24 protein-coding genes are annotated in these 25,069 nt (G+C 61.4%); 7 read left to right on the forward strand and 17 right to left on the reverse strand.

The genetic code is table 11. The features are described from left to right. Nucleotides 1-9: 9 nt before the first annotated feature. The 5 genes from J7U39_RS11680 to bcsN are packed head-to-tail and all read right to left on the reverse strand — an operon-like array spanning nucleotide 10 to nucleotide 9,048. Nucleotides 10-2,355: a cellulose synthase gene (locus tag J7U39_RS11680; RefSeq protein ID WP_210628339.1), complete on the reverse strand. Its 2,346-nt coding sequence runs from the start codon at nucleotides 2,353-2,355 to the stop codon at nucleotides 10-12. Further along, nucleotides 2,352-3,398: a glycosyl hydrolase family 8 gene (locus J7U39_RS11685; RefSeq protein WP_210628340.1), complete on the reverse strand. Its 1,047-nt coding sequence runs from the start codon at nucleotides 3,396-3,398 to the stop codon at nucleotides 2,352-2,354. The genes J7U39_RS11680 and J7U39_RS11685 overlap by 4 nt, the downstream gene beginning before the upstream one ends. Beyond that, the gene (locus J7U39_RS11690; RefSeq protein ID WP_210628341.1) at nucleotides 3,395-5,827 is read right to left on the reverse strand and encodes a cellulose biosynthesis cyclic di-GMP-binding regulatory protein BcsB; all 2,433 of its coding nucleotides are present in this window, start codon (nucleotides 5,825-5,827) and stop codon (nucleotides 3,395-3,397) included. The genes J7U39_RS11685 and J7U39_RS11690 overlap by 4 nt, the downstream gene beginning before the upstream one ends. Next, nucleotides 5,824-8,016 (reverse strand): UDP-forming cellulose synthase catalytic subunit, encoded by a 2,193-nt coding sequence (gene bcsA, locus J7U39_RS11695; protein WP_210628342.1) that lies wholly within the window; start codon nucleotides 8,014-8,016, stop codon nucleotides 5,824-5,826. Before bcsA ends, J7U39_RS11690 begins: the two co-directional genes overlap by 4 nt. Nucleotides 8,017-8,070: 54 nt before the next feature. Then, nucleotides 8,071-9,048 carry a cellulose biosynthesis protein BcsN gene (gene bcsN / locus J7U39_RS11700; RefSeq protein ID WP_210631654.1) on the reverse strand — a complete coding sequence of 326 codons (978 nt, stop codon included), beginning with the start codon at nucleotides 9,046-9,048 and terminating at the stop codon, nucleotides 8,071-8,073. Nucleotides 9,049-9,367: 319 nt separating this feature from the next. Between bcsN and J7U39_RS11705 the strand changes: the two genes are divergently transcribed. Further along, nucleotides 9,368-9,682 carry a DUF1236 domain-containing protein gene (locus J7U39_RS11705; RefSeq protein WP_210628343.1) on the forward strand — a complete coding sequence of 105 codons (315 nt, stop codon included), beginning with the start codon at nucleotides 9,368-9,370 and terminating at the stop codon, nucleotides 9,680-9,682. Between the two features lie 37 nt (nucleotides 9,683-9,719). Here J7U39_RS11705 and J7U39_RS11710 read toward each other — a convergent pair whose 3' ends face one another. Next, nucleotides 9,720-11,366, reverse strand: a complete 1,647-nt coding sequence (locus J7U39_RS11710) for an ATP-binding protein (protein ID WP_210628344.1) — start codon at nucleotides 11,364-11,366, stop codon at nucleotides 9,720-9,722. Nucleotides 11,367-11,637: 271 nt separating this feature from the next. On the opposite strand from J7U39_RS11710, the gene J7U39_RS11715 reads away from it, so the two are divergent. Beyond that, the gene (locus J7U39_RS11715; RefSeq protein ID WP_210628345.1) at nucleotides 11,638-11,985 is read left to right on the forward strand and encodes a response regulator; all 348 of its coding nucleotides are present in this window, start codon (nucleotides 11,638-11,640) and stop codon (nucleotides 11,983-11,985) included. A gap of 14 nt (nucleotides 11,986-11,999) precedes the next feature. Here the strand turns inward: J7U39_RS11715 and J7U39_RS11720 are convergent, their stop codons facing one another. From J7U39_RS11720 to J7U39_RS11750, 7 genes are all read right to left on the reverse strand, one after another. Then, nucleotides 12,000-12,938, reverse strand: a complete 939-nt coding sequence (locus J7U39_RS11720; RefSeq protein ID WP_210628346.1) for an IS110 family transposase — start codon at nucleotides 12,936-12,938, stop codon at nucleotides 12,000-12,002. 488 nt (nucleotides 12,939-13,426) lie between these two features. After that, entirely contained in the window at nucleotides 13,427-13,969 is a 543-nt protein-coding gene (locus tag J7U39_RS11725; protein ID WP_207608344.1) for a MerR family transcriptional regulator, read from the reverse strand. A 150-nt stretch (nucleotides 13,970-14,119) separates the two neighbouring features. Beyond that, nucleotides 14,120-14,458: an integration host factor subunit alpha gene (locus J7U39_RS11730; protein ID WP_047616420.1), complete on the reverse strand. Its 339-nt coding sequence runs from the start codon at nucleotides 14,456-14,458 to the stop codon at nucleotides 14,120-14,122. Nucleotides 14,459-14,564: 106 nt separating this feature from the next. Then, the gene (locus J7U39_RS11735; RefSeq protein ID WP_210631655.1) at nucleotides 14,565-15,536 is read right to left on the reverse strand and encodes a beta-ketoacyl-ACP synthase III; all 972 of its coding nucleotides are present in this window, start codon (nucleotides 15,534-15,536) and stop codon (nucleotides 14,565-14,567) included. A gap of 20 nt (nucleotides 15,537-15,556) precedes the next feature. Beyond that, nucleotides 15,557-16,603 (reverse strand): phosphate acyltransferase PlsX, encoded by a 1,047-nt coding sequence (gene plsX, locus J7U39_RS11740; RefSeq protein ID WP_210628347.1) that lies wholly within the window; start codon nucleotides 16,601-16,603, stop codon nucleotides 15,557-15,559. Between the two features lie 99 nt (nucleotides 16,604-16,702). Beyond that, nucleotides 16,703-17,257, reverse strand: coding sequence for a DUF177 domain-containing protein (locus tag J7U39_RS11745; RefSeq protein ID WP_210628348.1), 555 nt, complete (start codon nucleotides 17,255-17,257; stop codon nucleotides 16,703-16,705). Nucleotides 17,258-17,268: 11 nt separating this feature from the next. Next, a complete protein-coding gene (locus J7U39_RS11750) occupies nucleotides 17,269-17,859 on the reverse strand; it encodes a ubiquinol-cytochrome C chaperone family protein (RefSeq protein WP_210628349.1) in 591 nt (196 codons plus the stop codon). Between the two features lie 187 nt (nucleotides 17,860-18,046). Between J7U39_RS11750 and J7U39_RS11755 the strand changes: the two genes are divergently transcribed. Then, nucleotides 18,047-18,580 carry an outer membrane protein assembly factor BamE gene (locus J7U39_RS11755; RefSeq protein ID WP_210628350.1) on the forward strand — a complete coding sequence of 178 codons (534 nt, stop codon included), beginning with the start codon at nucleotides 18,047-18,049 and terminating at the stop codon, nucleotides 18,578-18,580. A gap of 94 nt (nucleotides 18,581-18,674) precedes the next feature. Here J7U39_RS11755 and J7U39_RS11760 read toward each other — a convergent pair whose 3' ends face one another. From J7U39_RS11760 to J7U39_RS11775, 4 genes are all read right to left on the reverse strand, one after another. After that, a complete protein-coding gene (locus J7U39_RS11760; RefSeq protein ID WP_210628351.1) occupies nucleotides 18,675-20,813 on the reverse strand; it encodes a sodium-translocating pyrophosphatase in 2,139 nt (712 codons plus the stop codon). Between the two features lie 197 nt (nucleotides 20,814-21,010). Continuing rightward, nucleotides 21,011-21,493 (reverse strand): transcription antitermination factor NusB, encoded by a 483-nt coding sequence (nusB, locus tag J7U39_RS11765; protein WP_064706868.1) that lies wholly within the window; start codon nucleotides 21,491-21,493, stop codon nucleotides 21,011-21,013. A gap of 3 nt (nucleotides 21,494-21,496) precedes the next feature. Continuing rightward, nucleotides 21,497-21,952, reverse strand: a complete 456-nt coding sequence (locus J7U39_RS11770; protein WP_011424856.1) for a 6,7-dimethyl-8-ribityllumazine synthase — start codon at nucleotides 21,950-21,952, stop codon at nucleotides 21,497-21,499. Nucleotides 21,953-21,998: 46 nt separating this feature from the next. Next, nucleotides 21,999-22,166, reverse strand: a complete 168-nt coding sequence (locus J7U39_RS11775) for a hypothetical protein (RefSeq protein WP_210628352.1) — start codon at nucleotides 22,164-22,166, stop codon at nucleotides 21,999-22,001. 131 nt (nucleotides 22,167-22,297) lie between these two features. On the opposite strand from J7U39_RS11775, the gene J7U39_RS11780 reads away from it, so the two are divergent. From J7U39_RS11780 to J7U39_RS11795, 4 genes are all read left to right on the forward strand, one after another. Then, nucleotides 22,298-22,657 (forward strand): hypothetical protein, encoded by a 360-nt coding sequence (locus J7U39_RS11780; RefSeq protein ID WP_210628353.1) that lies wholly within the window; start codon nucleotides 22,298-22,300, stop codon nucleotides 22,655-22,657. A 140-nt stretch (nucleotides 22,658-22,797) separates the two neighbouring features. Then, entirely contained in the window at nucleotides 22,798-23,301 is a 504-nt protein-coding gene (locus tag J7U39_RS11785) for a cupin domain-containing protein (protein ID WP_210628354.1), read from the forward strand. Between the two features lie 24 nt (nucleotides 23,302-23,325). Next, nucleotides 23,326-23,841, forward strand: a complete 516-nt coding sequence (locus J7U39_RS11790) for a GNAT family N-acetyltransferase (protein ID WP_210628355.1) — start codon at nucleotides 23,326-23,328, stop codon at nucleotides 23,839-23,841. A 292-nt stretch (nucleotides 23,842-24,133) separates the two neighbouring features. Continuing rightward, on the forward strand, nucleotides 24,134-25,030 hold the full coding sequence (locus tag J7U39_RS11795) for a glycosyltransferase (protein ID WP_210628356.1): 897 nt from the start codon (nucleotides 24,134-24,136) through the stop codon (nucleotides 25,028-25,030). Nucleotides 25,031-25,069: the final 39 nt, after the last annotated feature.

Genomic DNA, 25,069 nt, shown 5'->3' on the forward strand with positions numbered 1-25,069 from the left:
GCGTCAACGTCAGTCGTTGACATCAGGATGCGTGACGTTGCGAACATCGGCCAGACCACGTGCGGCGTCGCGATTGCCGGTCGCAGCGGCGGCTTCGAAGATTCGCATCGCGTCATCGTACATTTTCAGATTGAGATAGCAGTAGCCGCGCAGAACCATCAGATCGATCCGCTCCTGCTGCAGTTGGGCGCGCTGATCGAGATAGATGAGGGTTTCACGGTAACGCCCCGCGTCGAAGGCCGACAAGGCGCGATCAGCGAGGATCGCCACCTGCAGTTCGGCAGCGCGCTGGCGGCTCTGCGGCGCCTTGGTTGCCGCAACGGCAGCATTGCCGGAAAGACCGGCGCGCAGATAGGCGAGGCTCTGACCATAGGCTGCGTCTTCGCGGATCTTGCGGACCGGGCTCTGCAACGCCGTCTCGAACGCCGAGACCGCCTCCATCGGCCGGTTAATATCCATCAGGCACCAGCCGCGCGACAGCGCCTCGCCGGGCCCGAGTCGTGATGCGTCGATGGTCGTCGAGCAGTCCCGCGCCTGGCGCGGACCGCGCTTGACAGTCACCGTCTGCATCGCCGGCCTTGCGGCGCGGATGGCGACTTCCGGTTCCGGCTGCTGCATAGCTTCCGGCTCGGCCGGAAGCGGCGCCATGGAAGCGGCCGAACGCTGCGGCGTCTCTACCGGCTGGTCCGGCTGCTGCGGCGCGAGCGGCGCCTTCGCGGACTGCGTATCGGCGCTCGATACCGACAAGGAAGTGTCCTGAAGATTGGCGATGCGCGCCGACCGGCCGGCCCAGCCGCGCTGGAGGTCGAGGACACCCTTGCGGTCGTTCAGCTGCTCACGCGTGACGGCAAGGCCATAGGCGGACGGTTCGTCATCCGGTTTCCAGGCAAGCGCGGTTTCAAACCAGCGCGCGGCAGTCTGGAACTGGTTGAGAGAACGGGCATACCAGCCGAACTGCTGCGCCGTCGGCACATATTTCCGGGCGATGACCTCGGCTGCGATCCGATGAAGCACGTCCTCGCTGAGATCGGCCGGCGGCTGCAGCGCCATCAGATTGGCGGTAGCGGCAAGATAGGTCGCGGTCGCATCATCGGAAACGGCGCGCCAGCGGAACATCACGTCCTCGGCTTCCTGAGGCGCCTTGCGGGCGATCAGCGCCAGCGCCAACCCCTGCGAGGCGGCCGCCGTATCCTCCCTGTCGCGGGCGGCACGAAACCACTTTTCGGCATCGGCAGGATTGTTGCGGCGAAGCTGGTGCCAGCCGAGCAGCAGCGCATCGGAGGCCAGCCCCTGGCTTTCGGCGAGCTTTTCGAGGTGAGCGATATAATTCGGCGCGATGGCGAGCTTCGGATCGTCATTGCTTTCAGCGACGAAGCGTCGGGCAAGATTATCACGAATTGCATCGAATTCCCTGCTGCCGTCGACAGCTGGCTCTTCCAGCGCCAGCAGCGCCTGCATCGGCTGGTAGTCAAGCAGCGTCGAGGCTTTTTCGACCGTCGCCTGCCGTTCGGCAGCGTCGGTGCAGTTCTTCAGGATATAGGCATAAGCATCCTGCCCGCGCTGCGGCCTCTCCGTCCGGATGAAGGCCTCGGCGACACGCCAGAGCACGTCGACCTCGCTGCAGGTGAGCAGGCTCGGCGTCGCGGCGGCGATATCGACCACGGTCGCATATTGCTTGAGGTCCGAAGCATTGATGAGGCGAGAGCGGGCTTCGGCGACACCAAGCCGCTCGAGCAGATCGGCCGGTGGCTCCCACCCGGCGTCGGCAGCCTGGCGGTCGGCGATCGCTTTGCGCAACTCCGCATAGCGGCCATCGGAATAAAGCTTCCACATAGCCTCGAGCTGCTTGTCGCCGTTTTGCGGCACGGCAAGCGGATCGGCCGGCGGAACCCAGTTTGGATAAAGCGCCTGAAGGCGGGAGATTTCAGCCTGCAGGCGCACTTTGTCGCCGCGGCTGGCAAAATAGCGAAGCGCGCTTTCATCGACGGCAGGCGGCGCGGACGCGGCGGCCCGTTGAGGCGCTGGCGGATTGGAGACGATCGGCGGTGCGACCGGAGTCGGCTCTGCAGCTGTCCGGGGGACGTCGGGTTGTGGTGCTGGCTCACCGCTGCCCGGTGCCGGTGGCGGCGACGAAGTGATCGCTTCGATCTTGTCGGCGACGGTCTCGGCATTGAATTCGGAATTGCCCGCGGGAGCGTCGTCCGGCTTGATGCGACCCATCAGCAGCAGCTCCGGCGCCGGCCTGGCTGCAGAGCCGAGGCCTAAATTTTGCTGCAGGGCGCCACGATCCTTCAGCCCGGTGATGAGGGTCGCCACCACGACTGCCGCTGAAATCGCCACGAGAGAAGATTTCACAGACACTCCGGATGCTTCTCCCCGATATAGGCCAGCCCTAGCAGTTGAAGCGTGGACGGAAAATAGAGTGTGGGTGCGAATTGCAGAGCCGAGACCGGCAGCCTGGTCCCGTCGACTACACAGGCCACAACATCGTTAACAATTCTATAACCCGGGTCCAGCAACACGGTCTTCGGCCGGCCTGTGGTCAGATCGATGGTGGCCGGAACGCCATTCTGCGACATCCCCATTCGCAGGCGGTTCAACAGCGCCTTATCCGTGATGCCGCCGCGCGCGAGATAGAGCGGGATGCGAAGGGCATTATAGGCAAATTCGGCATCGAAACCCTCTGCCGGTCGCGGTGGGCCACTGAGACTGACCCATTCGGCAGGAAGCTTGCGCGGACCGAACTGCATCGTCTTCAACAGCGCTACGCCATCGTCCGACAGCTCTTTCCAGGCATCGGAGGGAGCAAGCGCCGCCATGACAGGCATTGCCTCGTAAATCCAGTAGGAAGGATTGACGACAGGACCGTCGTCACGATCGGCGGCTCCAAAACCTGCGCTGCCCGGCATCAGCAGGGTCCGGCCCGCCGAGCGGACGACGGCTTCGGCAAGCAGCGCCTGCGCCATGCGAGAGGCGGCGAGGATATAGTCGTTGCGCTTCCATGCGGTGCCGGCAAGCGCCAGAGCATAGGCGATCAATATGTCGCCATCCGAGGCATTATTGGTATCGGTCACGTGCGGCTTGACGTTGGGATCCCATTTCCAGACGGCCAGGCCATCGTCGCGCAACAGCAACTCGGTGCGGGTAAAATACCAGATCTGCTCGAAATCCGCGGGGCTTGCCGAGAGATAAGCGAGCAGCATGCCGTAGCCCTGCCCTTCGCTGTGGCTGATATTGCTGTTGCCGTTATCGATGATCCGGCCGCTCGCATCGAGAAACTTCGCCTTGTAGGCGGACCACGCATCGGCATTGATCATCGCCTGCTGTGCGGCGGCGGACGGGCTTGCGGGGGCGAACGCAGCCGTCGCCGCAAGCAGAAGCACGCACCACCACCTCATTTGGACCGACCCAGCGTTTTTAGCATGCGCGAGGTAGCGACGCCGATCAGCAGCACGAAGACGACGAGCAGCGAAGCATAGGAGAGGATGTTCGTCGACAACCAGTTAGCGGCGATCAAGCGGTAATTGGCGATCGACCAAGGCGTGGACGCGACGAAATCGAAGCGGGTGACGGGCACGGTATCGATCTTGCCCGTCTTGCTCGAATAGGTGGTGATATGCCCGGACATCTGCGGCCAGTTCAGCTGACCGGTCAGCACCTCGAGCCCTTCGCGCAGATCCTTCGCCGAGGGTGCTGCCACCACGGTCCACGAACCCTCTCCCAGGGGGCTGGAGCCCTGCGCAATCATGAGGGTGTCGGCGTTGGACGGGGTGAAGACCTTCTCGGCGACGGGGATGAACTGCAGCGAACTGCGGGTGATATCGAAATTGCGCCCCAGCCATTCACGGAAGGCAGTGATGCGGCTGCGCAAGATACCGCCGCCCACCTTGGAATTCCACTCCTCGAAGGCCGTGCCGGTATCGACGACGCCTGGCTGCGGGTCGGCGACGGGACGCCATGAGGCTTGGCTCGCCGCCGAGATGTTGGCCTGCGTCAGCGCGGTTGCCGGCATCTGCGAAATCGAGCCGATAAAGATGGCGTCCCGATCGCCGATCGTATTCGGCGAAGCCACGGTTTCGACGGCGATCGGATGACCGGCCATTACCGCCATCTGACCAAGGAGCGTAGCGGCGGCCGAAAGCGTATCGGCATCGACGCGATCGATGAACAGCGGCGTCGGCTCCGTCGCCCAGCTGTAGGGATAAGCCGTGCCGGACATGGCGGCCAGGTTCGGACGCTGCCCGACGCGGGCAAAATCCGGAATGTGCACTTCGGAGGTGTCGAACAGGGCAAAACGGGGACTGGCGCCGGCGGTAGCACCGGGAGCGCAAGTTGTATCGTTTTTCGTCATCAGGATCGTCTCGATCCCAATCGTATTGAGGCCGGGTTTGAAGTGGCGCATCGTCACGCGGATCGGCAGATGACGAAGAATGCCGCCGGTGGTCGAGGTAAGCGGTACGGTGGAGGCGATGTTGTCGTTGACGTAGATATCGATATGGCTGCCGGGCAGCACATTGTCGGTATAGGCGGCATCGAGCAGCACCTTCGCCTCGCCATAGGCATTGGCATAGAAGTCGGCCGGCACGGCGACATTGAAACTGGCGCGCAACCGCCGGCCGGAAAATTCCGTGGTCTTCACGCCGAGTTGGGAGAGGGCGATGCTGGTGTCGGAAAAAACCAGCGGCGCATTCGGCGCGCTCCATCGCTCGGTGGTCAGTGCATCGCGGCGGACATCTGCGGACCTGTCCGTTGGCGACACAATGGTATCGATCGCCGAGGAAACCGCTTGCCAGGAGGGACCGCTGATCAGCAGCACGGGCGAACCGCTGCGCGGATCGATCACGAAAGCGGCCAGCGGCGCGCTTTCGGCGCCGGGCGGCAGGCTGGGAAAGAACGGCCGCAGCTCCGCGGCGGTCCCGACGAGGACCCCGAGCTTGCCAGGACCGGCGGCTGCAAGGGAGGCGGTGTTGAAGGCAAATATTTGGTTCGGCATGCTGCTCAGCACCGACAAACCCTGTGCCAGCCGCAACAATGGCTTGGTCGTCCCCGGCTGCTCCAGCGCCGGGACGACGATATCGAACTCTGTCCTGCCGGCGCCATCGACGCCGATGGCGCGGATCGCGTCGGCACTCGAAAGCTCCGCGGCATTCCCGCCGGCAAAGCTCAGAAAGGTTCCGGCCGGATCGATATTCGACCATAATTCATAGGTGGACTGGATGCTGCAATCGGTGCGATGGCGTTGCTCTGCCTGGAAGGTCACGAGATTGGCGCCCGGCTGCAGCAGGCCGGAGGGAACCTCGAAAGTGACGGCGGAAGAGCCGTCCGCCGAGCCGACCCGCTGCTGACCGATCGGACGATTGTTGAGATAGACGGTCAGCGCGGAAGCTTCAGGCGCGACGACGATCGAATTCTGGTAAGCGAAGGTGAAACTTGCCTTGGCGGCCGCCTGCTCGGGCGTCAGATAGACAGACCATGACCGGCGGTCAAATTCGCCGCTGAGGCTGAATTTCGAAAAGGGCACAAGATAACGCCTGCTATCGCGGTGGCGCGGCTGCGAAGCGGCATTCGCCGCCGCGCCAGGCTGAGGCGCCGGCGTCGCCGGCTGCGGCACGGCAGTGATCGGCGCGGGAACGGGCGCGGGCGTTACGGAAATGGGTGGCGTGACAGGTACCGGCGCCGCCGCTGCGGGCGGAGCGGGCGGCGTCAATCTCGGGGCGGTGGACCCACCGGGCGGCCGCTCGCCGGACATATCGAAGGGCGCCGTCTGCGCCTGGGTGACAGCGGGGGCATGCAACAGGAGAAGCGCGGCGGCGACGATCTTTCTCATCCGGCATTGACCTTTGCCGCCCGCTGCTGCGCCTCCCGCTCCGGCCGCATGCTGCGGAAGAGGTAAACCAGGCCGCGGCTGGTCTGATAGAGCGACAGGCCGAGAAACCAGATGGTACCGCGAATGAGGCCCGGATTGCGGCGGCGCGATTCCTGGAACTGGGTCCACTGATCGGAATTGGCAAACATCAGATCGGCGATGAGGCGATGATCAAGCGCGCTTTTCGGCACGTATTGACAGCCGACATTGCTGATATCGCCTGATGGCTCGATGTTGCGGACGATCAGCGGCAGGGTTTCCAGATCTGCGCCGCTATAGGGCCGGAAGCGCATCTCGCCGGGGGCGCCGACGAGCAGCTCATCGAGATGCTTGTTGAAGATATGCAGCCTTGCACCGTGGACGGAGACGTCCTCGATCGAGGCGGCATACCACTTGCCGTTGGCGTAAAACTCGCAGCGCCGGTTGACGCGGACGCGGCGGGACAAAGCGCGCTCGCCGCGTTCCGACACGACACCAAGCGCACAGCCGGCCATGATCAGATTGATGATGTTCCACGCGCCGACGACAAGCGTGACGTCGGCCTTATAGGGCTCGGCATAAATCCTGTAGAAGGTGATGATCAGCGCGATGATCTGCACCGCAAAGATCACGAAGAAGGGACGGCTGATCTCCGACAGGCGGCTGACGGCGATCGATTCGTCCTTGGCGGTAACCTTGAAGGTCGGCTTCCTCGGATTGAGCATCACCGAGACGACGGCCGGCAGCAGATGCACCGTCTGGACATATTCGTAAAGCTCGGAAATCCAGGGCCAGCGGAAGGATCCGTAGAGGTAGTTCTGCATCATCAGATTCACGAGCATATAGGCAAGCGTATAGGCAAGGAATTCACCGCCGGAGGCCGTGAAGATTTCCAGATCGAAGAACAGGTAGAAGAGCGGCGCAAACAGGAAGATCGTGCGCGGGAACGGAAAGAGCCAGAAAAGCGTGGATGACATATAGCACAGGCGCTGCGGGATCGACAGGCCGCGCTTGAAAAGCGGGAAGCGGAAGCGCAGGATCTGCATCATGCCCTGCGCCCAGCGGCTGCGCTGGCCGATGAAGCTTGCAAAGGTGGCCGGTTGCAGCCCGGCGATCAGCGGCTTGTCGACATAGATGCTGTTCCAGCCGCTGCCATGGAGAGCCAGCGCCGTCTCGCAATCCTCGGTAATGCTAATGCCCGAAAAGCCGTTCTGGGATTCGAGCGCCTTGCGGCTCAAAACCGCGGCCGAACCGCAGAAGAAGGCGGCATTCCATTTGTCGAGGCCGCGCTGGATGATGCCGTAGAACATCTCATTCTCGCTCGGCATCTTTTCGAAAGTGCGCAGATTGCGTTCGAGCGGATCGGGATTGATGAAGAAATGCGGGGTCTGGACGAGAAAGAGCTTCGGGTCGTCTTCGAAATAGCCGACGGTCTCGATCAGGAAGTCGCGGGCCGGCGCGTGGTCCGCGTCGAAGACGGCGATGAGTTCGCCGGTCGAATGTTTCATACCATTGTTGAGATTGCCGGCCTTGGCATGCTCGTTGCGGTCGCGCGTGAGATAGGTGACGTCAAGATCCTGGCAGAGCTGCTTCAGCTCGATATGGCGGGCCGCCGCCGCCTGCGCCTCGAGCAACTTGCCGGAATTGCGCTTCTGTAGGGTGCCGCCGTCGTCGAGCAGCCAGACATGCAGCTTGTCGGCCGGATAGTCCATCGCCTTGGCGGCAGCCAGCGTGTTTCCGAGAAGGCCGGCATCCTCGTTATAGGTGGGAACGAAGATATCGACATGCGGCAAGCGACCGGGATTGGCGGCACGCGACGGGCGCGGCGGGAGCGGCGTGGCAACGATGAAAAGGCTGAGCGCCAGCATCGCGACGCTGTACATTTCGGCAAGGTAGAGCAGCAAGCCGGGAATGAAATTCTCAGGCTGATTCAGCGGCGGCAGCGTATTCGTGGTGCGCCAATAGACGTAGCGCAGCACGATCGACGTGCCGAAGGCCAGCGCCACCAGGCGCCATGTCCCCTCGCCCTTCAGAATTTTAATCAGCGCCATCACCGTGACGACCGTGATGCTGGTGATGAGCTGGGTCTGCAGATTAACCGGCAGAGTGATCAGCACGATCATACAGAGCGAAACAACGGCCCATATGAAGACACTGCGGGCTTTGCGCATCGACGCTCCTTCGAAATTGCTCCACCGGGCACCGTTCGGCCGCTGGCATTCTCGTTATCTCCGGCAGACGGCCGTCATGGCCGCGTCGCCTATGCAGTCCGGCGAGGGCACGGTGACGCCGATTGCTCTTGCCGATTGTTCCAGCGGCGCGGCCGGATCCGGCGCTGCGTTCGTCTGTGGGGCCTCGCTCGGCAGCGGCACGTGCGGCCCGATGGGCGCGGGCAAGCGCGCAGCGCCCTGCGCCGGTTGCTGGCTTGGGGCGCTGCGAACCGGAGCTGTCCGCGGCAGGCGGACTACGGCAGGCGCCGGCTCATAGCCGATCGGCATCGGGCTGGCGCGATATCCGCCCTCATCGGGGTAGATCGGTTCACCGGTACGACCGAGCGCCGCGCTGGTGGGCGGCGGGTTACCGTACGGATTCCAGGTCGGACCGTCGAAGGTGCCGGTGATGGTATAGCCGTAGACGACGCCGAGCAGCTGGCGCTCGGTCGCGCGGGCGTCACAGAGGCGCACGCGCAGCTGGATCATGCCGAAATTGCGCGCCTGGGTATTGGCGGCCGCGCTCGAGCGGATCTGCTGCCAGGCATAAATGCAGGTATCGCCGGCGCGGCTGCGGCCGGAGGCATAGCCGAAGGGGCCATAAGTGTTCTGCAGGAAGGTCGCCGATGTCGCCATCGGTACGCCGGGAGCCGAACGGGCTACCTCGCGGGCAATGCCGCTCTCGTTGATCATGCTGAAGCTGGCATTGCCCATCCCGGGATTTCTCCCGGAAGCGCCAAAGAACTCAGCTTTGATAAAATTCTGGCCGGCTACTGAAGAGGAGGTGAACAGCGAGATCGCCTGCTCGACGCCATTGCCGCGCTTGCGCTCGACGACGCTGACAATCGACGGGCCGCCCGGCGGCGGCAGGACCAGCGCCTTTTCAGGCGCCACCGTCTCCGGTCCGGAAAGCTGTCGCACACCGCCTGTCGACGTGCAGCCGGCCATCAGACCCGCCACGGCCAACAGCGATATCGTCTTCCTCAAGCGCATGTCTCGAGCCGCCGTAATGGTCTTTCCAGATATCCGTTCGCAGACCGAAACGCGACGGACCGTCGAATCAACGGCCATCCGACCGCTCGCCTGACATAAATCGCCGACATGGTTAACGAAGAGTAAAGAGCCCGACCCTGATGCCACCAGACGACTCGCGTTGAACGTGATTCGGACGGTTCAACCGTATGGTGCACAAACCACTTTAGCAACAAACAATCGGCGCGCTGGCCCCTGCCAGGACATCAAGGCGGTTGCGGAACCATGCCGTATGGCCGGCGTTGCCCTGAGGTCTAGAGTTCAAAAAGGAGAACACCCCATGCGCAAGATCATGCTGGCTACGGCCGCCATGCTGACCATCTGCTCGGCCGCCTTCGCACAGAGCACCGTGGTTGTCACCGATCCGGCACCAACCGGCTCCGTCGTCCTGCCCGGGGAGGTGCGCACCTATGTCATGGAGCAAAACACACCATCCGTCGTCTATGACGGCGAAATCACCGTTGGCGCGACGCTGCCGGATACCGTTGAAGTCCATACCGTGCCCAATGCCGATGGCTATGCCTATACGGTCGTCAACGAGCGGCGCGTGATCGTCGAGCCGAAGACGCATCGCGTGATCCAGATTCTCGAGTAGGGGATTGGGGGCTGGAGACGCGCAGTCCTGCACGACTTCACGTCCCCTCATCTCCCGCGTTCACTGGCACGTTCAAGAGTTCACGGATCTTGTGGGCGAGTTGCTCCAGGCTGAATGGCTTGGCGAGCAGCGAAACGCCATGGTCGAGCACGCCATTGTGGACAATGGCATTGCGCGTGTAACCGGTGGTGTAAAGGACCCGGATCGCCGGCCATTTTTCTTGAACGGCATCAGCAAGCTGACGTCCGCTCATCTGCGGCATAACGATATCGGTGAAGATCAGGTCGACGCCGGGATTCTCCTCCAAAAGGAGAAGCGCCTCCACGCCACTTGCCGCCTGCAACACGCTGTAGCCGAGTTCGTGGAGGCTTTCGGCGGTCATGGTGCGGACATGCTCGTCGTCCTCCACTACCAGGATAGTATCGTTGACACTTCCCTGGGGAATCGGCTGGGCGCCGGCGGCGGCCAGGCGGGCATCCGCCTTGCCGACATGACGCGGCAAATAAATCTTCACCGTCGTTCCCCGGTCGATCTCCGAATAGATCTTGATGTGGCCGCCGCTCTGTTTGATGTAGCCGTAGACTTGGCTCAGCCCGAGACCGGTTCCCTTGCCGGGTCCTTTGGTGGTGTAAAACGGCTCGAAGGCGCGGTCGATTACATCGGGCGACATGCCGGTGCCAGTGTCGGTGATGCTGATCATCACATATTGGCCCGCCTCGACCTCCGAATGCATACGCGAATATCGCTCGTCAAGTTCGGTATTGGCGGTCTCGATCGTCAGATGACCGCCGCCGGGCATGGCGTCGCGCGCATTGACGGAAAGGTTCAGCATGGCGTTTTCGAGTTGGCTGAGATCGGCGAAGGTCGGCCAGAGGCCACCGGCAAGCACGGTCTCGATCCGGATATGTTCGCCGAGCGTGCGCCGCAGCAACTCCGACATGCCGCCGACCAGCTTGTTGACATCAATCACCTCGGGGGCCAGCGGCTGCTGGCGAGAGAAGGCCAGAAGCCGTGCGGTCAATACCGCGGCCCGCTGGGCTCCGTCTCTGGCATTCTGAAGGGAGTTCAGCAGGCGGGGATCCTCATGTCCGGTCATCCGCCGCTGGGCGAGATCGAGATTGCCGATGATGATCGCCAGCATATTGTTGAAATCATGGGCGACGCCGCCAGTGAGCTGACCGATCGTCTCCATCTTCTGCAATTGTCGCACCTGCGCCTGGGCGGCGGCATTCTCTTCCATCTCATGCCTGAGTTCGGCAGTGCGCTGCACCACCGTTTCTTCAAGGCGCGCGTTGAAGCTGTTGAGTTCGCTACGGAGGCGACTTTGCCTGCCATGGGCGACAATAATCGTCTCCATCAGGCCAATGATGATCACCGCATTGATGAGAAAGGTCGCAAGTCCGATCCATTGGCCGGCGCTCACCGGCCAGAAGGCATCGTCCGGTTCGACGAAAAACTGCTGGACGAGGAAACCGGCGAGCATGGCCGCCACGAGGCCCGGCCCGGCGCCGCCCATGAAACTTGCGAGCAAGACCGCCGGAAGGAAGCTCAGGAAGGGAAACCCGGAGAGATAATCACTGGCGGCAAGTCTCAGAAGAAAGGTCAGGCCGACGAAGGCAACGGCCAGCGGATAGGTATAGCCCGGCCTGTGACGCAGCCAATCCGTGGCACTCAACAAATCCATTCCACACCCCTTCCCGGCCGTCGCGAAAACGACATCCCAGCTTTTGCACATCGAATTTCGCCGGGCAATATGCTGTTTCCAAAGCGCGGCGCGATCCTCCAGATTCGCTTGCCGCGCCTTAGACTTTTATGTTTACACATATCGGCGTTTCAAAACCGCTGCAGTGTTTTGTGTGACAAGTTTTACCACCGCCGCGCGTGGCGTCTTGACGAGCTTCGCAAGCGGTCCACATAAATCTTCATGCCCGGCAGGGGAATGGGTGGACGGGATCATGAAAGACATATTCATCGTCGAGGACGATGCGCTGATCGCCATGTTGCTCGAGGACATGCTCAGCGATCTCGGCTATCGGGTTTGTGCGAGCGCACCGGATCTGGAACGGGCGCTCGCAACCGCCAGGGATGCAGAATTCGACGCTGCAATTCTCGACGTCTCCCTCGCCGGCCGGAGCTCGCTGCCGGTCGCAAAGCTTCTCGATGAACGTGGCAAGCCCTATCTCTATGCAACGGGGTATGGCAGCGCCCCGGAAGGCAGCAGCCCCAGCGCGCTCCCGGTGCTGCGAAAGCCGTTCCAGCTCAGCGAGCTCGAACAGGCGATGAGGCAGCTTTGCGAAAGCTAGAGTATCCGTTTTGATCAAGCGGCTTTTGGTGTCCATTTTTGGTTTTTCCGCAGGAGTGCGTTTGCCAGCAGGATGATCTTTCGCATGATGGCTGTGATGGCGACCTTCGGCGGCTTGCCGGCTTTGATGAGGAGGTCGTATTTGGCGCTGAGTTCCGGGTTGAAGCGGCATGCAACGAGGGCCGGCATGTAGAGTGCTTGCCGGACGATGGCCCTTCCGCCGGCAATGAAAGCGCGTCCGGTCCATCGTCCGGACTGACGGGAGATCGGCGCCAGTCCCGAGAGCGCGGCTGCGGCCTTCTCGTCAAGTTCCCCCAGTTCGGGCATCTCGATGAGCAGCGTAAAGGCCGTGACCCGCGACACGCCAGGGATCGAGATGAGAATCTCGAGCCTGGCCTTCAGGGTCGCGTCTTCGGCAATGAGCGCCATGATGGCCTCGTCCACGGCCTTGATCTGGCGCTCGATCTGCCTGAGCCGGTGGGTGTTATGTCTCTTCAACAGTGGATTGGACAGGTTCTTCGCCCTGTTCTTCGCGGCGGTCCTGTCCTTGATGAGGGCCAGCCGCGCCATATGCAACTCTTTCAGATCATTGTGGATTTGCGTGTTGGCTTGCAGGATGCGCGGTTCAAGAAGCGCGCCGAAGCGGGCCAACAGTGCGGCATCGATCCTGTCTGTCTTCGCAAGCCGGCCGGTGGCCTCTGCAAAGCGCCGGGCAACGCGGGGATTGACCTTGCAGAGCTGCAATCCCTGCATCGCCATGAAGCGCTCGAAGGCCTTGTGATAGGGGCCGGTTGGCTCATAGACAATGCGCCCCGCGCCCTTTGGGCCGATCCATTTGAGAATGGCAGCAAAGCCCTTGCGGTCATTGGTAACATTCAGCGTTTGGCCGTCCGGCAGGCGGTGCAAGTCGATATGGTCTTTCGAGATGTCCGCGCCGATGGTAATATCCGTCATCTTTTCCGCCTCCTATGCTTGTCATCCGAGCCCAAAGCTCAGCTATCCGTTCAGGACGATAGGAAAAGATGGGGGCGATCAAACTCTAGCTCGGCCCGGCATTCGCAAGAACGTCGACCTGCCATTTCACGATCCGTCCCCCATCGCCGGAGAAGGATGGCCGTCCTCTCCGGCGCTTCTTTATCTCAACAAGAAGCGTGGAAATCATAAGACAAGCTTTTCCGGGTCAGCTTGAAGCATCTGCCCGAGCAGGTTTTCGTCCGGCCCACCGGCCGCACCGCTTCGCCGTGGCGAAGCAACAAGTGCGTCCGGCGATTCCAAAGTCTTGATCCAGGCAAATCTGCGGGAGGGTTGGCTGAAACGGGCCGCCTGCTCGACCGGCCGGCTTGGCCGCAGAGACGGGCTACGACACGCGCCGGCCGGTCGACCATCCGACTCCGTTTGAGCCAACAGAATGCTTCAATCTAACCCGGAAAGGCTCTCCATAATCAGCGGACCTGATCGAGCAGACGTTTGCATTCCAGGAGGTCGTAGAGCGCCTCCTGAAGCAGCGCCCTGTCTTCCTTGCCGACGCTCGATTTGCCGATCGAGACCTCCGGCTGCTCGTCGTCGCCGGCGACGAAATTGAAGAACCGGCGGGTGATCGGCGGCTTGGCGCGGCCGACAATCTGATCCTCCTCCGCCATGCCGACACGCGGTTCCCCGGCGCCCATCTCCTGCGCACCCGAGGCAAGCGCCTCGACGCTGGCGAGATCACCGTGGCCGACCGAGATGACGAACTTGTTGCCGTTGGTCTTCAGAAGCTTCTGCACGCCCTTGATCGTATAGCCGTGATCATAGAGCAAATGCCGGATGCCCTTGAGGAGGTCGACGTCCTCCGGCCGGTAGTAGCGACGGCCGCCACCTCGTTTCATCGGCTTTATCTGGGGAAACCGTGTCTCCCAAAAGCGCAGCACATGCTGCGGCAGATCAAGATCGTCTGCGACTTCGCTGATGGTGCGAAAGGCATCGGGGCTCTTGTCCAACGTCATATGCTACGCAACCTCGCAGGCTCGATCCAACAGCGACTCACCATATTTCAAAGGTTTGGCGTCGACAATTCAAGTCATGTCTCGACGTTGCGCACAGGGGATCGACCAGTGCGAGAAAAAAACACCGCTCCAAGAGGAGGAAGGCTGATCTCAGGGAGCCGGATTCTGCGGCTTCAGCTTGATCTTGCGGGCGACATGCGCCTTGAGGATGCGCGTCTTCAGCACGTTCGAAGCCTTGAAAGTCATCACCCGGCGCGGAGAGATCGGAACCTCCTCGCCGGTCTTCGGATTGCGGCCGATCCGCTCGTTCTTATCGCGAACCTGGAAGGTGGCGAAGGAGGAAAGCTTGACGGTTTCGCCACGCACAATGGCATTGCAGATTTCGTCGATGACGGTTTCCACAAGTTCAGCGGATTCGGTCCGGGAAAGACCAACCTTGCGGAAAACGGATTCCGCCAGGTCTGCTCGCGTCACTGTTTTTCCGGTCATGGTTTCCCCGCCCATTACAAAATATTTTTTGAAAGCGAACGAAGAGTATTTGTCTTGCGCCTCACGGTCAAGCTCTTGTTCGCCGCCAGTTTTTTAGGATTCGTGCTTACCAGCGCAGCAGAACAGCGCCCCAGGTGAAGCCGCCGCCCATCGCTTCGAGCATCACGAGGTCGCCCTTTTTGATCCGGCCGTCGCCGGCGGCGGTCGCAAGCGCGAGCGGGATCGAGGCGGCCGAGGTATTGCCGTGCAGGTCGACGGTGACGACGACCTTGTCCGCATCGATGTTCAGTTTCTTCGCCGAACCGTCGATGATGCGTCGATTGGCCTGGTGCGGCACCAGCCAGTCGAGGTCTTCGGCCGTTGTCCCGGTCGAATCGAAAGCGGCCTGAATGACATCGGTGATCATGCCGACGGCATATTTGAAGACTTCGCGGCCTTCCATACGCAGCTTGCCGACGCTGCCCGTCGTCGACGGTCCACCATCGACATAAAGCTTGTCCTTGTGCGAACCGTCGGAGCGCAGATGCGCGGTCAGCACGCCGCGATCGGCAGACGTGCCCTCACCTTCTGCCGCCTCGAGCACGATCGCGCCGGCGCCATCGCCGAAAAGCACGCAGGTGGTGCGATCGTTCCAGTCGAGAATGCGCGAAAAAGTCTCGGCACCGATGACGAGAACGCGCTTTGCAAGGCCGCCGCGGATATAGGCGTCGGCGGTCGTGACCGCATAGACGAAGCCGGTGCAGACGGCCTGGACGTCGAAGGCAAAGCCGTGGCTCATGCCGAGACGGTTCTGGATGTTGACCGAGGTGGCCGGAAAGGTGTTGTCCGGCGTCGAGGTGGCGCAGATGATAAGATCGATATCGGCAGGCGTCAGGCCGCCATTGGCAAGCGCCGCACGCGCGGCGGCTTCGCCAAGCGAGGCCGTCGTCTCGTCGTCGCCGGCCACGTAACGCTGGCGGATGCCGGTGCGCTGGACGATCCATTCGTCCGACGTATCGACGATAGCCTCCATATCACTGTTGGTCATCACGCGTTTCGGAAGTGCGGCTCCGAACCCGCGAACCACTGAACGGATCATATTCGATTGAACCCCATAGCTCATGCCGCTTCCGGGCCAATGGGAGGCAGCCGCTTGGCATGATATTTCTTAAGATCGTTTTCTATTTTCTGATTGAGGCCGTTCTTAGCCATGTCGTAGCCGACCTCGATGGCAGCGGCGATGCCTTCGGCATTCGCCCCGCCGTGGCTCTTGATGACGATGCCGTTCAGGCCGAGAAACACGCCGCCATTGACCTTGCTTGGGTCGAGCTTCTCACGAAGCATATCGAAGGCGCTCTTGGCGAAGAGATAGCCGATACGGGCGAGCAGTGTGCGCGACATGGCGGCACGCAGATATTCGGCGATCTGCTTTGCGGTGCCTTCGGCCGTCTTCAGCGCGATATTGCCAGAGAAGCCTTCGGTGACCACGACGTCGACCGTGCCCTTGCCGAGGTCGTTACCCTCGACGAAGCCGGAATATTCGAGCGAATCGATATTCGCCTCCCGCAACAGCCGGCCGGCCTCCTTGACCTCTTCCTGGCCTTTCACCTCTTCGACACCAACGTTCAGAAGACCGATCGTCGGGCGTTCGATCTCGAAAAGCGCGCGCGCCATGGCGCCGCCCATCAGGGCAAAATCCATCAGTTGCTGTGCATCGGCGCCGATCGTCGCACCGACATCGAGCACGATGCTCTCGCCCTTCAGCGTCGGCCAGATCGCCGCGATCGCCGGGCGCTCGATATTGGCCATCGTGCGAAGACAGAATTTCGCCATCGCCATCAGTGCGCCGGTATTGCCGGCCGAAACGGCGACATCGGCATCGCCCGTCTTCACCGCCTCGATCGAGCGCCACATGGTCGAGACATAGCGGCCGCGGCGCAGCGCCTGGCTCGGCTTCTCTTCCATGCTGACAGCAAGCTCACAGTCGTGAAAGACTGATTTTTCCTTGAGTTTCGGGAACTTGGCGAGAACGGAATCGCACTGTTCCTTAAGACCGTAGAAAACGAAGGAAATATCCGGATGCCGGTCCAGCGCCTTGGCGGCGCCGGGGATGACAACCTGGGGACCAAAGTCGCCACCCATGAGGTCGAGAGATATTCTGATCACGCGTCCCTGATCCTTCTTTTCGCCGAGGGGCGAAATTTCGGCCAAAATACCGGTTTTGGCGTCGCATACAACTGAATTATGTCAAATGCCAGAGGTGCTTCAGTCCTTTTTCCAGTCCTTGAGGACCGCGAAAGCGGAGGGCTTTTTATCGTTCTCGCCGCTATCCTCGATATGGCCCTTGAACTCGACACCCTCCTTGCGGGGATAGGGATCAATGGCGAGCGCGGCGAATTCGGCAACCACCTCGCCGGCATCGATCGTGTCGCCGACAAAGGCCTCGGGCAGGTCGGGACCGTCGGGATCGAGCAGCATCTCGCCGGCGTCGTTGCCGGGCTGGCGGGCAAGCTTGGAACCCTCGGGCACGAAGATCTGCTCGAAACTTTCGTCGATCACGGCTTCGACCGGTTCCAGCGTCACGACGCAGGACTGGACGATCTTCGCCTGTACGCGGCCCTTGACACGCACGCCGTCGCGTTTCCAGCGGGCGATCTGCAGATCGGCGCTGAGATCGTCGACGGAGACAACGCTCCAGGCCTCGGCAAGCGCCTTCAACTCGCTGGCATCGGCCTCGATATGAACCTCGACGGGATTGGCCGAGATGTGGCCGACCTTGACGCGATAGGAGAAGGGAACATCGTCCCGATCGTTCTTCATCGTTTCCTCCTTCAGGCGACCGGCGGCAGCGTTGCCGAACCGCTGGCGATCAGCTCCTCCGGAACGGCGGACAGATGGGATTCTGCGGCCATCATCCAGCTGGCCAGGCCGGACATATCCGCCGGTGTCTCGGTTTCCGGGTGGATATTGCGCATCAATGCAAGCGCCAGCGCCTCGGCGTCGCCGGCGTCCATCGCCTTCGAATAGGTTTCGAGCCGGCCATAGAACATGCCCGCGAGCTTCTTCATGCGTTTCGGCACGCTGTTGTCGCCGATGCCGAGCTCGCGGATCGAATAGTCGATGTCCTGAAAGAAGGCATCGACGATCTCCTGAGCAATCTCCTGGCCGCTGACGGCCGAGGCGCGCGTGCGGCGAAAAAACAGAATCATCACGATCGACAGCATTTCGAAGCGGCCCATGACCGTATCCGGTACATCGAGCCGCTCGTAGAGATCGGGCATGCGCGCGGCTGCGGTCAGCGTCGCATATTGCCTGTCGACGATCGCCTGATTGTTGTTTTTCTTGCGGAAGAGCCCGAGGATCATTGTTTTTTCCGGAAATGCCTCATTCTTCACGCCGGCTAGCGTCCGGCCTTGTTGCATGATTTCGAAAGCTGGTTTACCGAAGCAGGCGCGAATTGCAATGCCGTTCGTGGCCTGCTTCGGGACGACGCCTTCGAGCCGCCAGCGAAGCGAATTCGGGAAACTCGACCCGGAATGGCCACAATGGTTTTGCAGGAGGAAAGCGTGCAAGGCACAAAATGGCTGCTATCGACACCCAAGGGAGTAGATGTCGTTGAAGAAACGGTATTTCAAGTCTGACATGAAATTCTTCAGCAGCGCGGCCATTGCCTTCATAATCGCCTCCACATCAGCTCTTTCAGGCTGCCAGACCGGCACCGTGCTCAACGGCGGCTATGTCGTCGATCAGCAGTCGCTCAATCTCGTTCCGGAAGGTTCCAGCCGCGAACAGGTCCTGCTCTCGCTCGGCACGCCATCGACGACGGCGACCTTCGACGGCGAGGTCTTCTATTATATTTCACAGCGGCGCACGCGCGCCGTCGCCTTCCAGAAGCTGAAGGTCGTCGACCAGACCGTTCTGGCCATCTATTTCGACAAGGACGGCGTCGTCACCCGCCGCGCCAACTACACACTGCAGGACGGCAAGGTCTTCGATACGGTCTCGCGCGTCACGCCGACCGGCGGCAAGGAACTCACCTTCCTGCAGCAGATGCTCTCCGGCGGCAGCGCAGCAAGTGCTGCCCGCAGCCTGTTCGGCGGCGGCGCCGGCGGCACGCCGCAAAATCCGAGCAGCCTGCGCTGATCGGACAGATTTCCAACAAAAACCCGCCGGATCGCTCCGGCGGGTTTTTATATGTTCGGGGTAGCATCCGCGGCGCACCGCGGTGCTTGGACCATCAACCGGCGAGAACGGCCAGCAACAGCAGCGCGACGATATTGGTGATCTTGATTGCCGGGTTGACGGCGGGGCCGGCTGTATCCTTGTAGGGATCGCCGACGGTATCGCCGGTGACGGAGGCCTTGTGTGCATCCGATCCCTTCATGTGACGCACGCCGTCCTTGTCGACGAATCCGTCCTCGAAGCTCTTCTTGGCATTGTCCCAGGCGCCGCCGCCCGAGGTCATCGAGATGGCGACGAAGAGACCGTTGATGATGACGCCGAGCAGCGATGCGCCGAGGGCGGCAAAGGCCGAGGCCTTCGAGCCGGAGATAAGAAGCACACCGAAATATACGACGACGGGGGCGAGCACCGGCAGCAGCGAAGGCACGATCATCTCGCGGATGGCGGCCTTGGTCAGCAAGTCGACGGCCTTGCCGTAATCCGGCTTTTCCGTGCCTTGCATGATGCCGGGCTTCATCTTGAACTGCCGGCGAACCTCCTCGACGATCGAGCCGGCGGCGCGGCCGACGGCTGTCATGGCGATGCCGCCGAACAGATAGGGAATCAGGCCGCCGAAAAGCAGGCCGGCGACGACGTAAGGGTTCGACAGCTCGAACGAGATTTCGCCTATATTGGCGAAATAGGGATATTGGTCGCCATGAGCCGCGAAATACCGCAGGTCGTTGGCGTAGGCGGCAAAAAGCACCAGTGCGCCGAGACCGGCCGAACCGATCGCGTAGCCCTTGGTGACCGCTTTGGTGGTGTTGCCGACGGCGTCGAGCGCGTCGGTCGACTTGCGCACTTCCGGCGGCAGATGGGACATTTCGGCGATGCCGCCGGCATTGTCGGTGACCGGACCGAAGGCATCGAGGGCGACGATCATACCGGCGAGGCCGAGCATGGCGGTGACGGCGATACCGGTGCCGAAAAGGCCGCCGAGCTGATAGGTGGCCAGAATACCGCCGACGATGACTATGGCCGGCAGAGCGGTCGATTCGAGCGAGACTGCCAGGCCCTGGATGACGTTGGTGCCGTGACCGGTCACCGAAGACTGGGCGATCGAAACGACGGGGCGTTTGCCGGTGCCGGTATAGTATTCGGTAATGACGACGATCAGCGCGGTGACGACGAGGCCGACGAGACCGCAGACGAAGAGGTTGGTACCGGTGACGTCGGCGCCGGCGACCGTGCCAAGCGAGCCCCAGCCGACGGTCAGCGAGGTGGCGGCGCCGAGACCGACAATCGACAGCAGGCCGGTGACGATGAGGCCCTTGTACAGCGCACCCATGATCGAGCCGTTCGAGCCGAGCTTGACGAAGAACGTGCCGATGATCGAGGTGATGATACAGGCAGCGCAGATCGCCAGCGGATAGACCATTGCTGATTGAAGGATCGGCGCGCCGGCAAAGAAGATCGCGGCGAGAACCATGGTGGCGACGACGGAGACGGCATAGGTCTCGAACAGGTCGGCCGCCATGCCGGCGCAGTCGCCGACATTGTCGCCGACGTTATCGGCAATCGTCGCCGGGTTGCGCGGATCATCTTCGGGGATACCGGCCTCCACCTTGCCGACGAGGTCGCCGCCGACATCGGCGCCCTTGGTGAAGATGCCGCCCCCGAGACGGGCGAAGATCGAGATCAGCGAGGCGCCGAAGCCGAGCGCCACCAGCGCGTCGATGACTTCGCGCGAGCCGCTCTCGTGTCCGAGCCCGACTGTCAATATAGTATAGTAGATGGAGACGCCGAGCAGCGCGAGGCCCGCCACCAGCATGCCGGTGATGGCGCCCGACTTGAAGGCGATGTCGAGACCGGCGGAAAGGCTGGCGGACGCCGCCTGGGCGGTGCGCACGTTGGCGCGGACGGAGACGTGCATGCCGATGAAACCGGCAGCACCTGACAGAACGGCGCCGATCAGGAAACCGACGGCGGCAGTGGCGGAGAGAAGCAGCCAGGCTGCGATGAAAACAACGACGCCGACAAGCGCAATGGTTCTATATTGACGCGTCAGGTAGGCTTGGGCGCCCTCGCGGATGTAGCCCGCGATCTCCTGCATCCGGCTGTTGCCCTGATCGGCGGCAAGCACCGACCGGGTTGCCCAGGCGGCATAGACCACCGAGAGCAGACCGGATGCGATTACGCATAAAAGAATGGTCATTTCGCTCTTTCCTCCCATAGGCCGGAGCTCACTCCTTCTCCGGCAGATACGCCGCCGACTCGCCTTCCTCTCCACAGAAATGCACAGCTAAGCGGTGCGGAGATTGCGTGGTCGATCACGTGGCGTCAAGCCCGCAAAGGCCGAAAACCATTGCGGTACGAAGAAAGACGTAGGGAGATTGTTCGGCGGCTAAAGAGTTACTTCTTCGCCTCGCCGCGGACCTGCTTGGCGATGCGGTCGAGCACGGCATTGACGAGCTTCGGCTCGTCGTCATCGAAAAAGGCTCGAGCGATCTCGACATATTCGGTGACGATGACCGCCACCGGGACGTCCTTGCGATCGAGGAGTTCGAAAACGCCGGCACGCAGGATGGCCCGCACCGTGCTATCGAGGCGCGACAGCGCCCAATCATCCTGCAATGCCGCGGCAATCAGGGGGTCGAGACGAACCTGATCACGCACGACGCCGGAGACGATGGAGCGGAACCAGGCGGCATCGGCCTTCAGATAGGTGGCGCCGTCGAGTTCCTGACCGAGGCGGTGCGCCTCGTATTCGGCGACGATTTCCAGAACGCCGGTGCCGCCGACATCCATCTGATAAAGCGCCTGAACGGCCGCCAGGCGGGCAGCGCCCCGCTGGTTCGCAGTCTTGACCGGCCGTTCCGTCTTGTCGTCGTTCATTCGTTATGCACCCAGTTTCTGCTTCAGCGCGATCATCGTCAGAGCCGCGCGGGCGGCAAACCCGCCCTTGTCCTTGTCCGAACGGCGGGCGCGCGCCCAAGCTTGTTCGTCATTTTCGACGGTCAGGATGCCGTTGCCGATGGCAAGGGATTCGCTGACCGCGAGATCCATCAGCGCGCGCGAGGATTCGTTCGATACGATATCGAAATGATAGGTCTCGCCGCGAATGACCATGCCGAGAGCGACATAGCCGTCATAATGCGTGCCGCCATTGTCGTCCCCATCGAGCGCCATGGCAATCGCTGCCGGAATTTCCAACGCGCCGGGAACGGTGACAACCTCATAGGTGGCGCCGGCTTGTTCGAGCGCAAAGGTCGCGCCTTCGAGCAGCGCGTCGGCCATGTCGTCATAGAAGCGGGCCTCGACGATCAAAATATGGGGAGCGGTCTCTCTCGACATTGTTTACCTTCGGTTGGCGGGAATTTTTCCACTCGACAGCCCGCGGTCAAAACATGCCTTCATCAGAATGGCAAGCACTTTCGGCCAGTGCTGCAAAAGCGAAAGAGGAAATATCGACAGCGGGATAGCCGCACCGTCCCTGCCGAGCCTGCCAAGCCTTCGAAATCCGCTTTTCCGGGGGCGTGGAAAACGGCAATTCGAAGGCGGTTTTCATGAAGAATTTTTAATTCTTTTTCAGGTACTTATCCCATTGAATCGCGAAAGTGACAACGCCAATTCCATCTCGTGACGCAGACGATCCCCTGCACGACAGCCGACCGTCAAAGCAGATGAAAGGATTAAATCATGAACCGCGTTGTCACAATAACCATCGCCGCAGCCCTCTCCTCACTCGCTTTTGCCGGCGTCAGTCGGGCCGAGAGCTTCAGAATGAACTCCGCCCAGGGCATCGAGCAGACGCTCAGGACCTTCCGGGGCAATGACTTCAATGTCGAGCAGGTCCGAAACTGGCACAATCTCGACGACGAGACGACAGGTCCGCGCTCGGCCCCGGAACGTTCCGGCCAGGCGATACACGGAATCCAGGCCTCGATCCATGCCAACAGATCGCTTGCACACCGTCTGAACAATGAGGGCGTCGATGTACGCAACATCGTCAACGCCGAACAGGCGGCGGACGGAAGCGTGACTTTCTACGTCCGCTGAGATCACAACCTGTTGCAAGCTCGAAGCATGGGCGGCGTTCTCCTCTCCGCCCATGCCGAGGATTTTCCCGGGTCAGCGCGCGATTGCCATTGAATTTTCCGGCAAGATGATAGCTTCTCTTCCTGCAACAGGAGGACATCATGGCGGCGGAATCGAAAGCGATCATCAATATCGCTGATCTCAAGCTCGACCACTGGAAACAGGGCGAGTTCTACGAAGGCGCCGACGTCTCGTTCGGCGCGCTGCTCGGCCTTGCGGGCCTCGGCATCAGCTACAATGAGGTGCCATCCGGCAAATCGAGCTGCCCTTTCCACAATCACCACGTCGAGGACGAGTTGTTCTACGTGATCGCAGGCGCCGGCGAATACCGCTTCGGCAGCGAGCGCCATCCGGTCCGGGCGGGCGACGTACTCGGCGCACCCGCGGGCGGGCCGGAAACGGCGCATCAGCTTATCAATACCGGCACAACCACGCTCGTCTATCTCGGCATTTCGACGATGGCGAAAACCGAAATCGTCGAATATCCCGATTCCGGAAAGTTCCTTGCCAAGACCAACAGGGAGGCGACAGAAACCGGGCGCTTCCGCCATATCGGAAAGACTGAAGGCGATCTCGACTATTGGGATGGCGAGCCCGGCGCCTGAACGCGATTTCCCCAAGGACCTATCGTGATCGACATCCCCACCCTAGAAACGGAGCGGCTGACGCTTCGCCCTCACCGCCTCGACGATTTCGAGGCGCATGCGGCGCTGTGGGCGGATGAAACCGTCGTTCGCTTCATTACCGGCGCGCCGTCGACGCGCGAGCAGAGCTGGAGCCGCATGCTGCGCATCGCCGGCATGTGGCACCATATGGGTTTCGGCTTTCTGGCCATCGTGGAAAAGGAAAGCGGCAGGTTCATCGGCGAAGCTGGTTTCCTCGAAGCCCGGCGCGATATGGAACCGTCGATCGAGGGAACGATGGAGATCGGCTGGGCGCTGTTGCCCGCAGCCCACGGCCGCGGTTATGCCACAGAGGCGCTGACGGCTCTGATCGGCTGGGCGGAGGCGCATTTTCCGGGACAGCCGATGAGCTGCATCATCAGTCCCGAGAACTACGCCTCGCTGCGGGTCGCGGCCAAGCTCGGTTTCCGCGAGACCACGCGCACGCAGTACAACGGCGAGATCATTCAGTTTTCGCGTTAGGGAATTCAGCCAAGCGGGGAACGCAACGCAGAGAGTCCACCGCGCAGGCCCAATGCTCGTGGAACGCGGAGTTGCGAATGCCCGAGGGCGTGCCACCTTTCTCCCAGCAATCATTTATCTATCTGGCGAGATCCGCGGCGTCTTTTGCCGATTTTGCCTGTCCTTCCGCGCAAGCCTCGCGTAACGCCCGAGTTCTATGGTGATGGCAAGCCGTCTGCTTCGGTCCTCCGGCGAGGCGATCACCGCTTTCGCCGGCTGAGGCTGGAGAAAAGCGTTTCAAGGGGAGAAACATTTGCCGCGCGTGTCGATCTGTATACCGGCCTACAAGCCTGATTTCTTTGAACTCACCCTGAAGAGTGCAATCGCGCAAAGCTATACGGATGTCGAGATCATCGTCTCGGACGATTGCCCGACGGACGCCATCGAGGCAATCTGTTCACGGTATTCCAGCCTCATTACTTATAGCCGCAATCCCCATCCCGGCGAATACACCAATATCATGAGGCTCGCCGGTCTCGCCGAGGGCGAATACATCAAATTTCTGTTCGATGACGACGTGCTTAGCCCTTTCTGCGTGCAGTTTCTTCTTGAAGCGCTGGAGGCAACGCGCGGCAGAGGGACGAAACTTGCCTTTTCACCGCGGCATGTGATCGACGAGAGGAACAATTTCATCAACCTGATCAACCATTTCCAGGTTGCCCAGGGTTTAAAGGTCATCGAAGGCCGGGATTTCATCCGCTTGACAGCCATGCATCACCTCAACCTTATCGGCGAATATTCGACCGTGATGATGCGCAAGGCGGACTGCTTCGATGAGAACGGCGAGTTCCGGCTTTTCAGACCGGAAAACGGTATCTTCCGCGGCCTTCTTGATCTCTCAGGCTGGATGGAGCTCGCCAAGGAAGGCGCATTCGTCGCCCATCCGCACCCGCTTTCCTATTTCCGGCAACATTCCAATTCCAAATCAAACCATACCACGAACCCGATCTTCATCTACGCCATCATCTTTTACGAAGACATTCTGAATTATGCGCACGCCAACGGCTTCCTCAGCCCGCAGGATTTGCCGGTCTCCTATCGCAATCTGATCAATGTCTACCAGTATTGGCGCGCCGCCTTTCCGGAACTTGAGGCGAGGATCGCTCGCCTGAGCACACTGCTTGATGATACCGGGCGATGGAGCGCGTAGCGGTTTGGGGCCGCTCGATTCCGGCGAGCTTCGCGGTAC

The sequence above is a fragment of the Rhizobium sp. NLR16a genome (assembly GCF_017948245.1).
Classification (GTDB): Bacteria; Pseudomonadota; Alphaproteobacteria; order Rhizobiales; family Rhizobiaceae; genus Rhizobium.

Coding starts and splice junctions, on each gene's coding strand:
- J7U39_RS11685 (WP_210628340.1), bottom strand. CDS start 3,398: ATGAGGTGGTGGTGCGTGCTTCTGCTTGCGGCGACGGCTGCGTTCGCC.
- J7U39_RS11690 (WP_210628341.1), bottom strand. CDS start 5,827: ATGAGAAAGATCGTCGCCGCCGCGCTTCTCCTGTTGCATGCCCCCGCT.
- bcsA (WP_210628342.1), bottom strand. CDS start 8,016: ATGCGCAAAGCCCGCAGTGTCTTCATATGGGCCGTTGTTTCGCTCTGT.
- bcsN (WP_210631654.1), bottom strand. CDS start 9,048: ATGCGCTTGAGGAAGACGATATCGCTGTTGGCCGTGGCGGGTCTGATG.
- J7U39_RS11705 (WP_210628343.1), top strand. CDS start 9,368: ATGCGCAAGATCATGCTGGCTACGGCCGCCATGCTGACCATCTGCTCG.
- J7U39_RS11710 (WP_210628344.1), bottom strand. CDS start 11,366: ATGGATTTGTTGAGTGCCACGGATTGGCTGCGTCACAGGCCGGGCTAT.
- J7U39_RS11715 (WP_210628345.1), top strand. CDS start 11,638: ATGAAAGACATATTCATCGTCGAGGACGATGCGCTGATCGCCATGTTG.
- J7U39_RS11720 (WP_210628346.1), bottom strand. CDS start 12,938: ATGACGGATATTACCATCGGCGCGGACATCTCGAAAGACCATATCGAC.
- J7U39_RS11725 (WP_207608344.1), bottom strand. CDS start 13,969: ATGACGTTGGACAAGAGCCCCGATGCCTTTCGCACCATCAGCGAAGTC.
- J7U39_RS11730 (WP_047616420.1), bottom strand. CDS start 14,458: ATGACCGGAAAAACAGTGACGCGAGCAGACCTGGCGGAATCCGTTTTC.
- J7U39_RS11735 (WP_210631655.1), bottom strand. CDS start 15,536: ATGATCCGTTCAGTGGTTCGCGGGTTCGGAGCCGCACTTCCGAAACGC.
- J7U39_RS11745 (WP_210628348.1), bottom strand. CDS start 17,257: ATGAAGAACGATCGGGACGATGTTCCCTTCTCCTATCGCGTCAAGGTC.
- J7U39_RS11750 (WP_210628349.1), bottom strand. CDS start 17,859: ATGCAACAAGGCCGGACGCTAGCCGGCGTGAAGAATGAGGCATTTCCG.
- J7U39_RS11755 (WP_210628350.1), top strand. CDS start 18,047: ATGTCGTTGAAGAAACGGTATTTCAAGTCTGACATGAAATTCTTCAGC.
- J7U39_RS11760 (WP_210628351.1), bottom strand. CDS start 20,813: ATGACCATTCTTTTATGCGTAATCGCATCCGGTCTGCTCTCGGTGGTC.
- nusB (WP_064706868.1), bottom strand. CDS start 21,493: ATGAACGACGACAAGACGGAACGGCCGGTCAAGACTGCGAACCAGCGG.
- J7U39_RS11770 (WP_011424856.1), bottom strand. CDS start 21,952: ATGTCGAGAGAGACCGCTCCCCATATTTTGATCGTCGAGGCCCGCTTC.
- J7U39_RS11775 (WP_210628352.1), bottom strand. CDS start 22,166: ATGAAAACCGCCTTCGAATTGCCGTTTTCCACGCCCCCGGAAAAGCGG.
- J7U39_RS11780 (WP_210628353.1), top strand. CDS start 22,298: ATGAACCGCGTTGTCACAATAACCATCGCCGCAGCCCTCTCCTCACTC.
- J7U39_RS11785 (WP_210628354.1), top strand. CDS start 22,798: ATGGCGGCGGAATCGAAAGCGATCATCAATATCGCTGATCTCAAGCTC.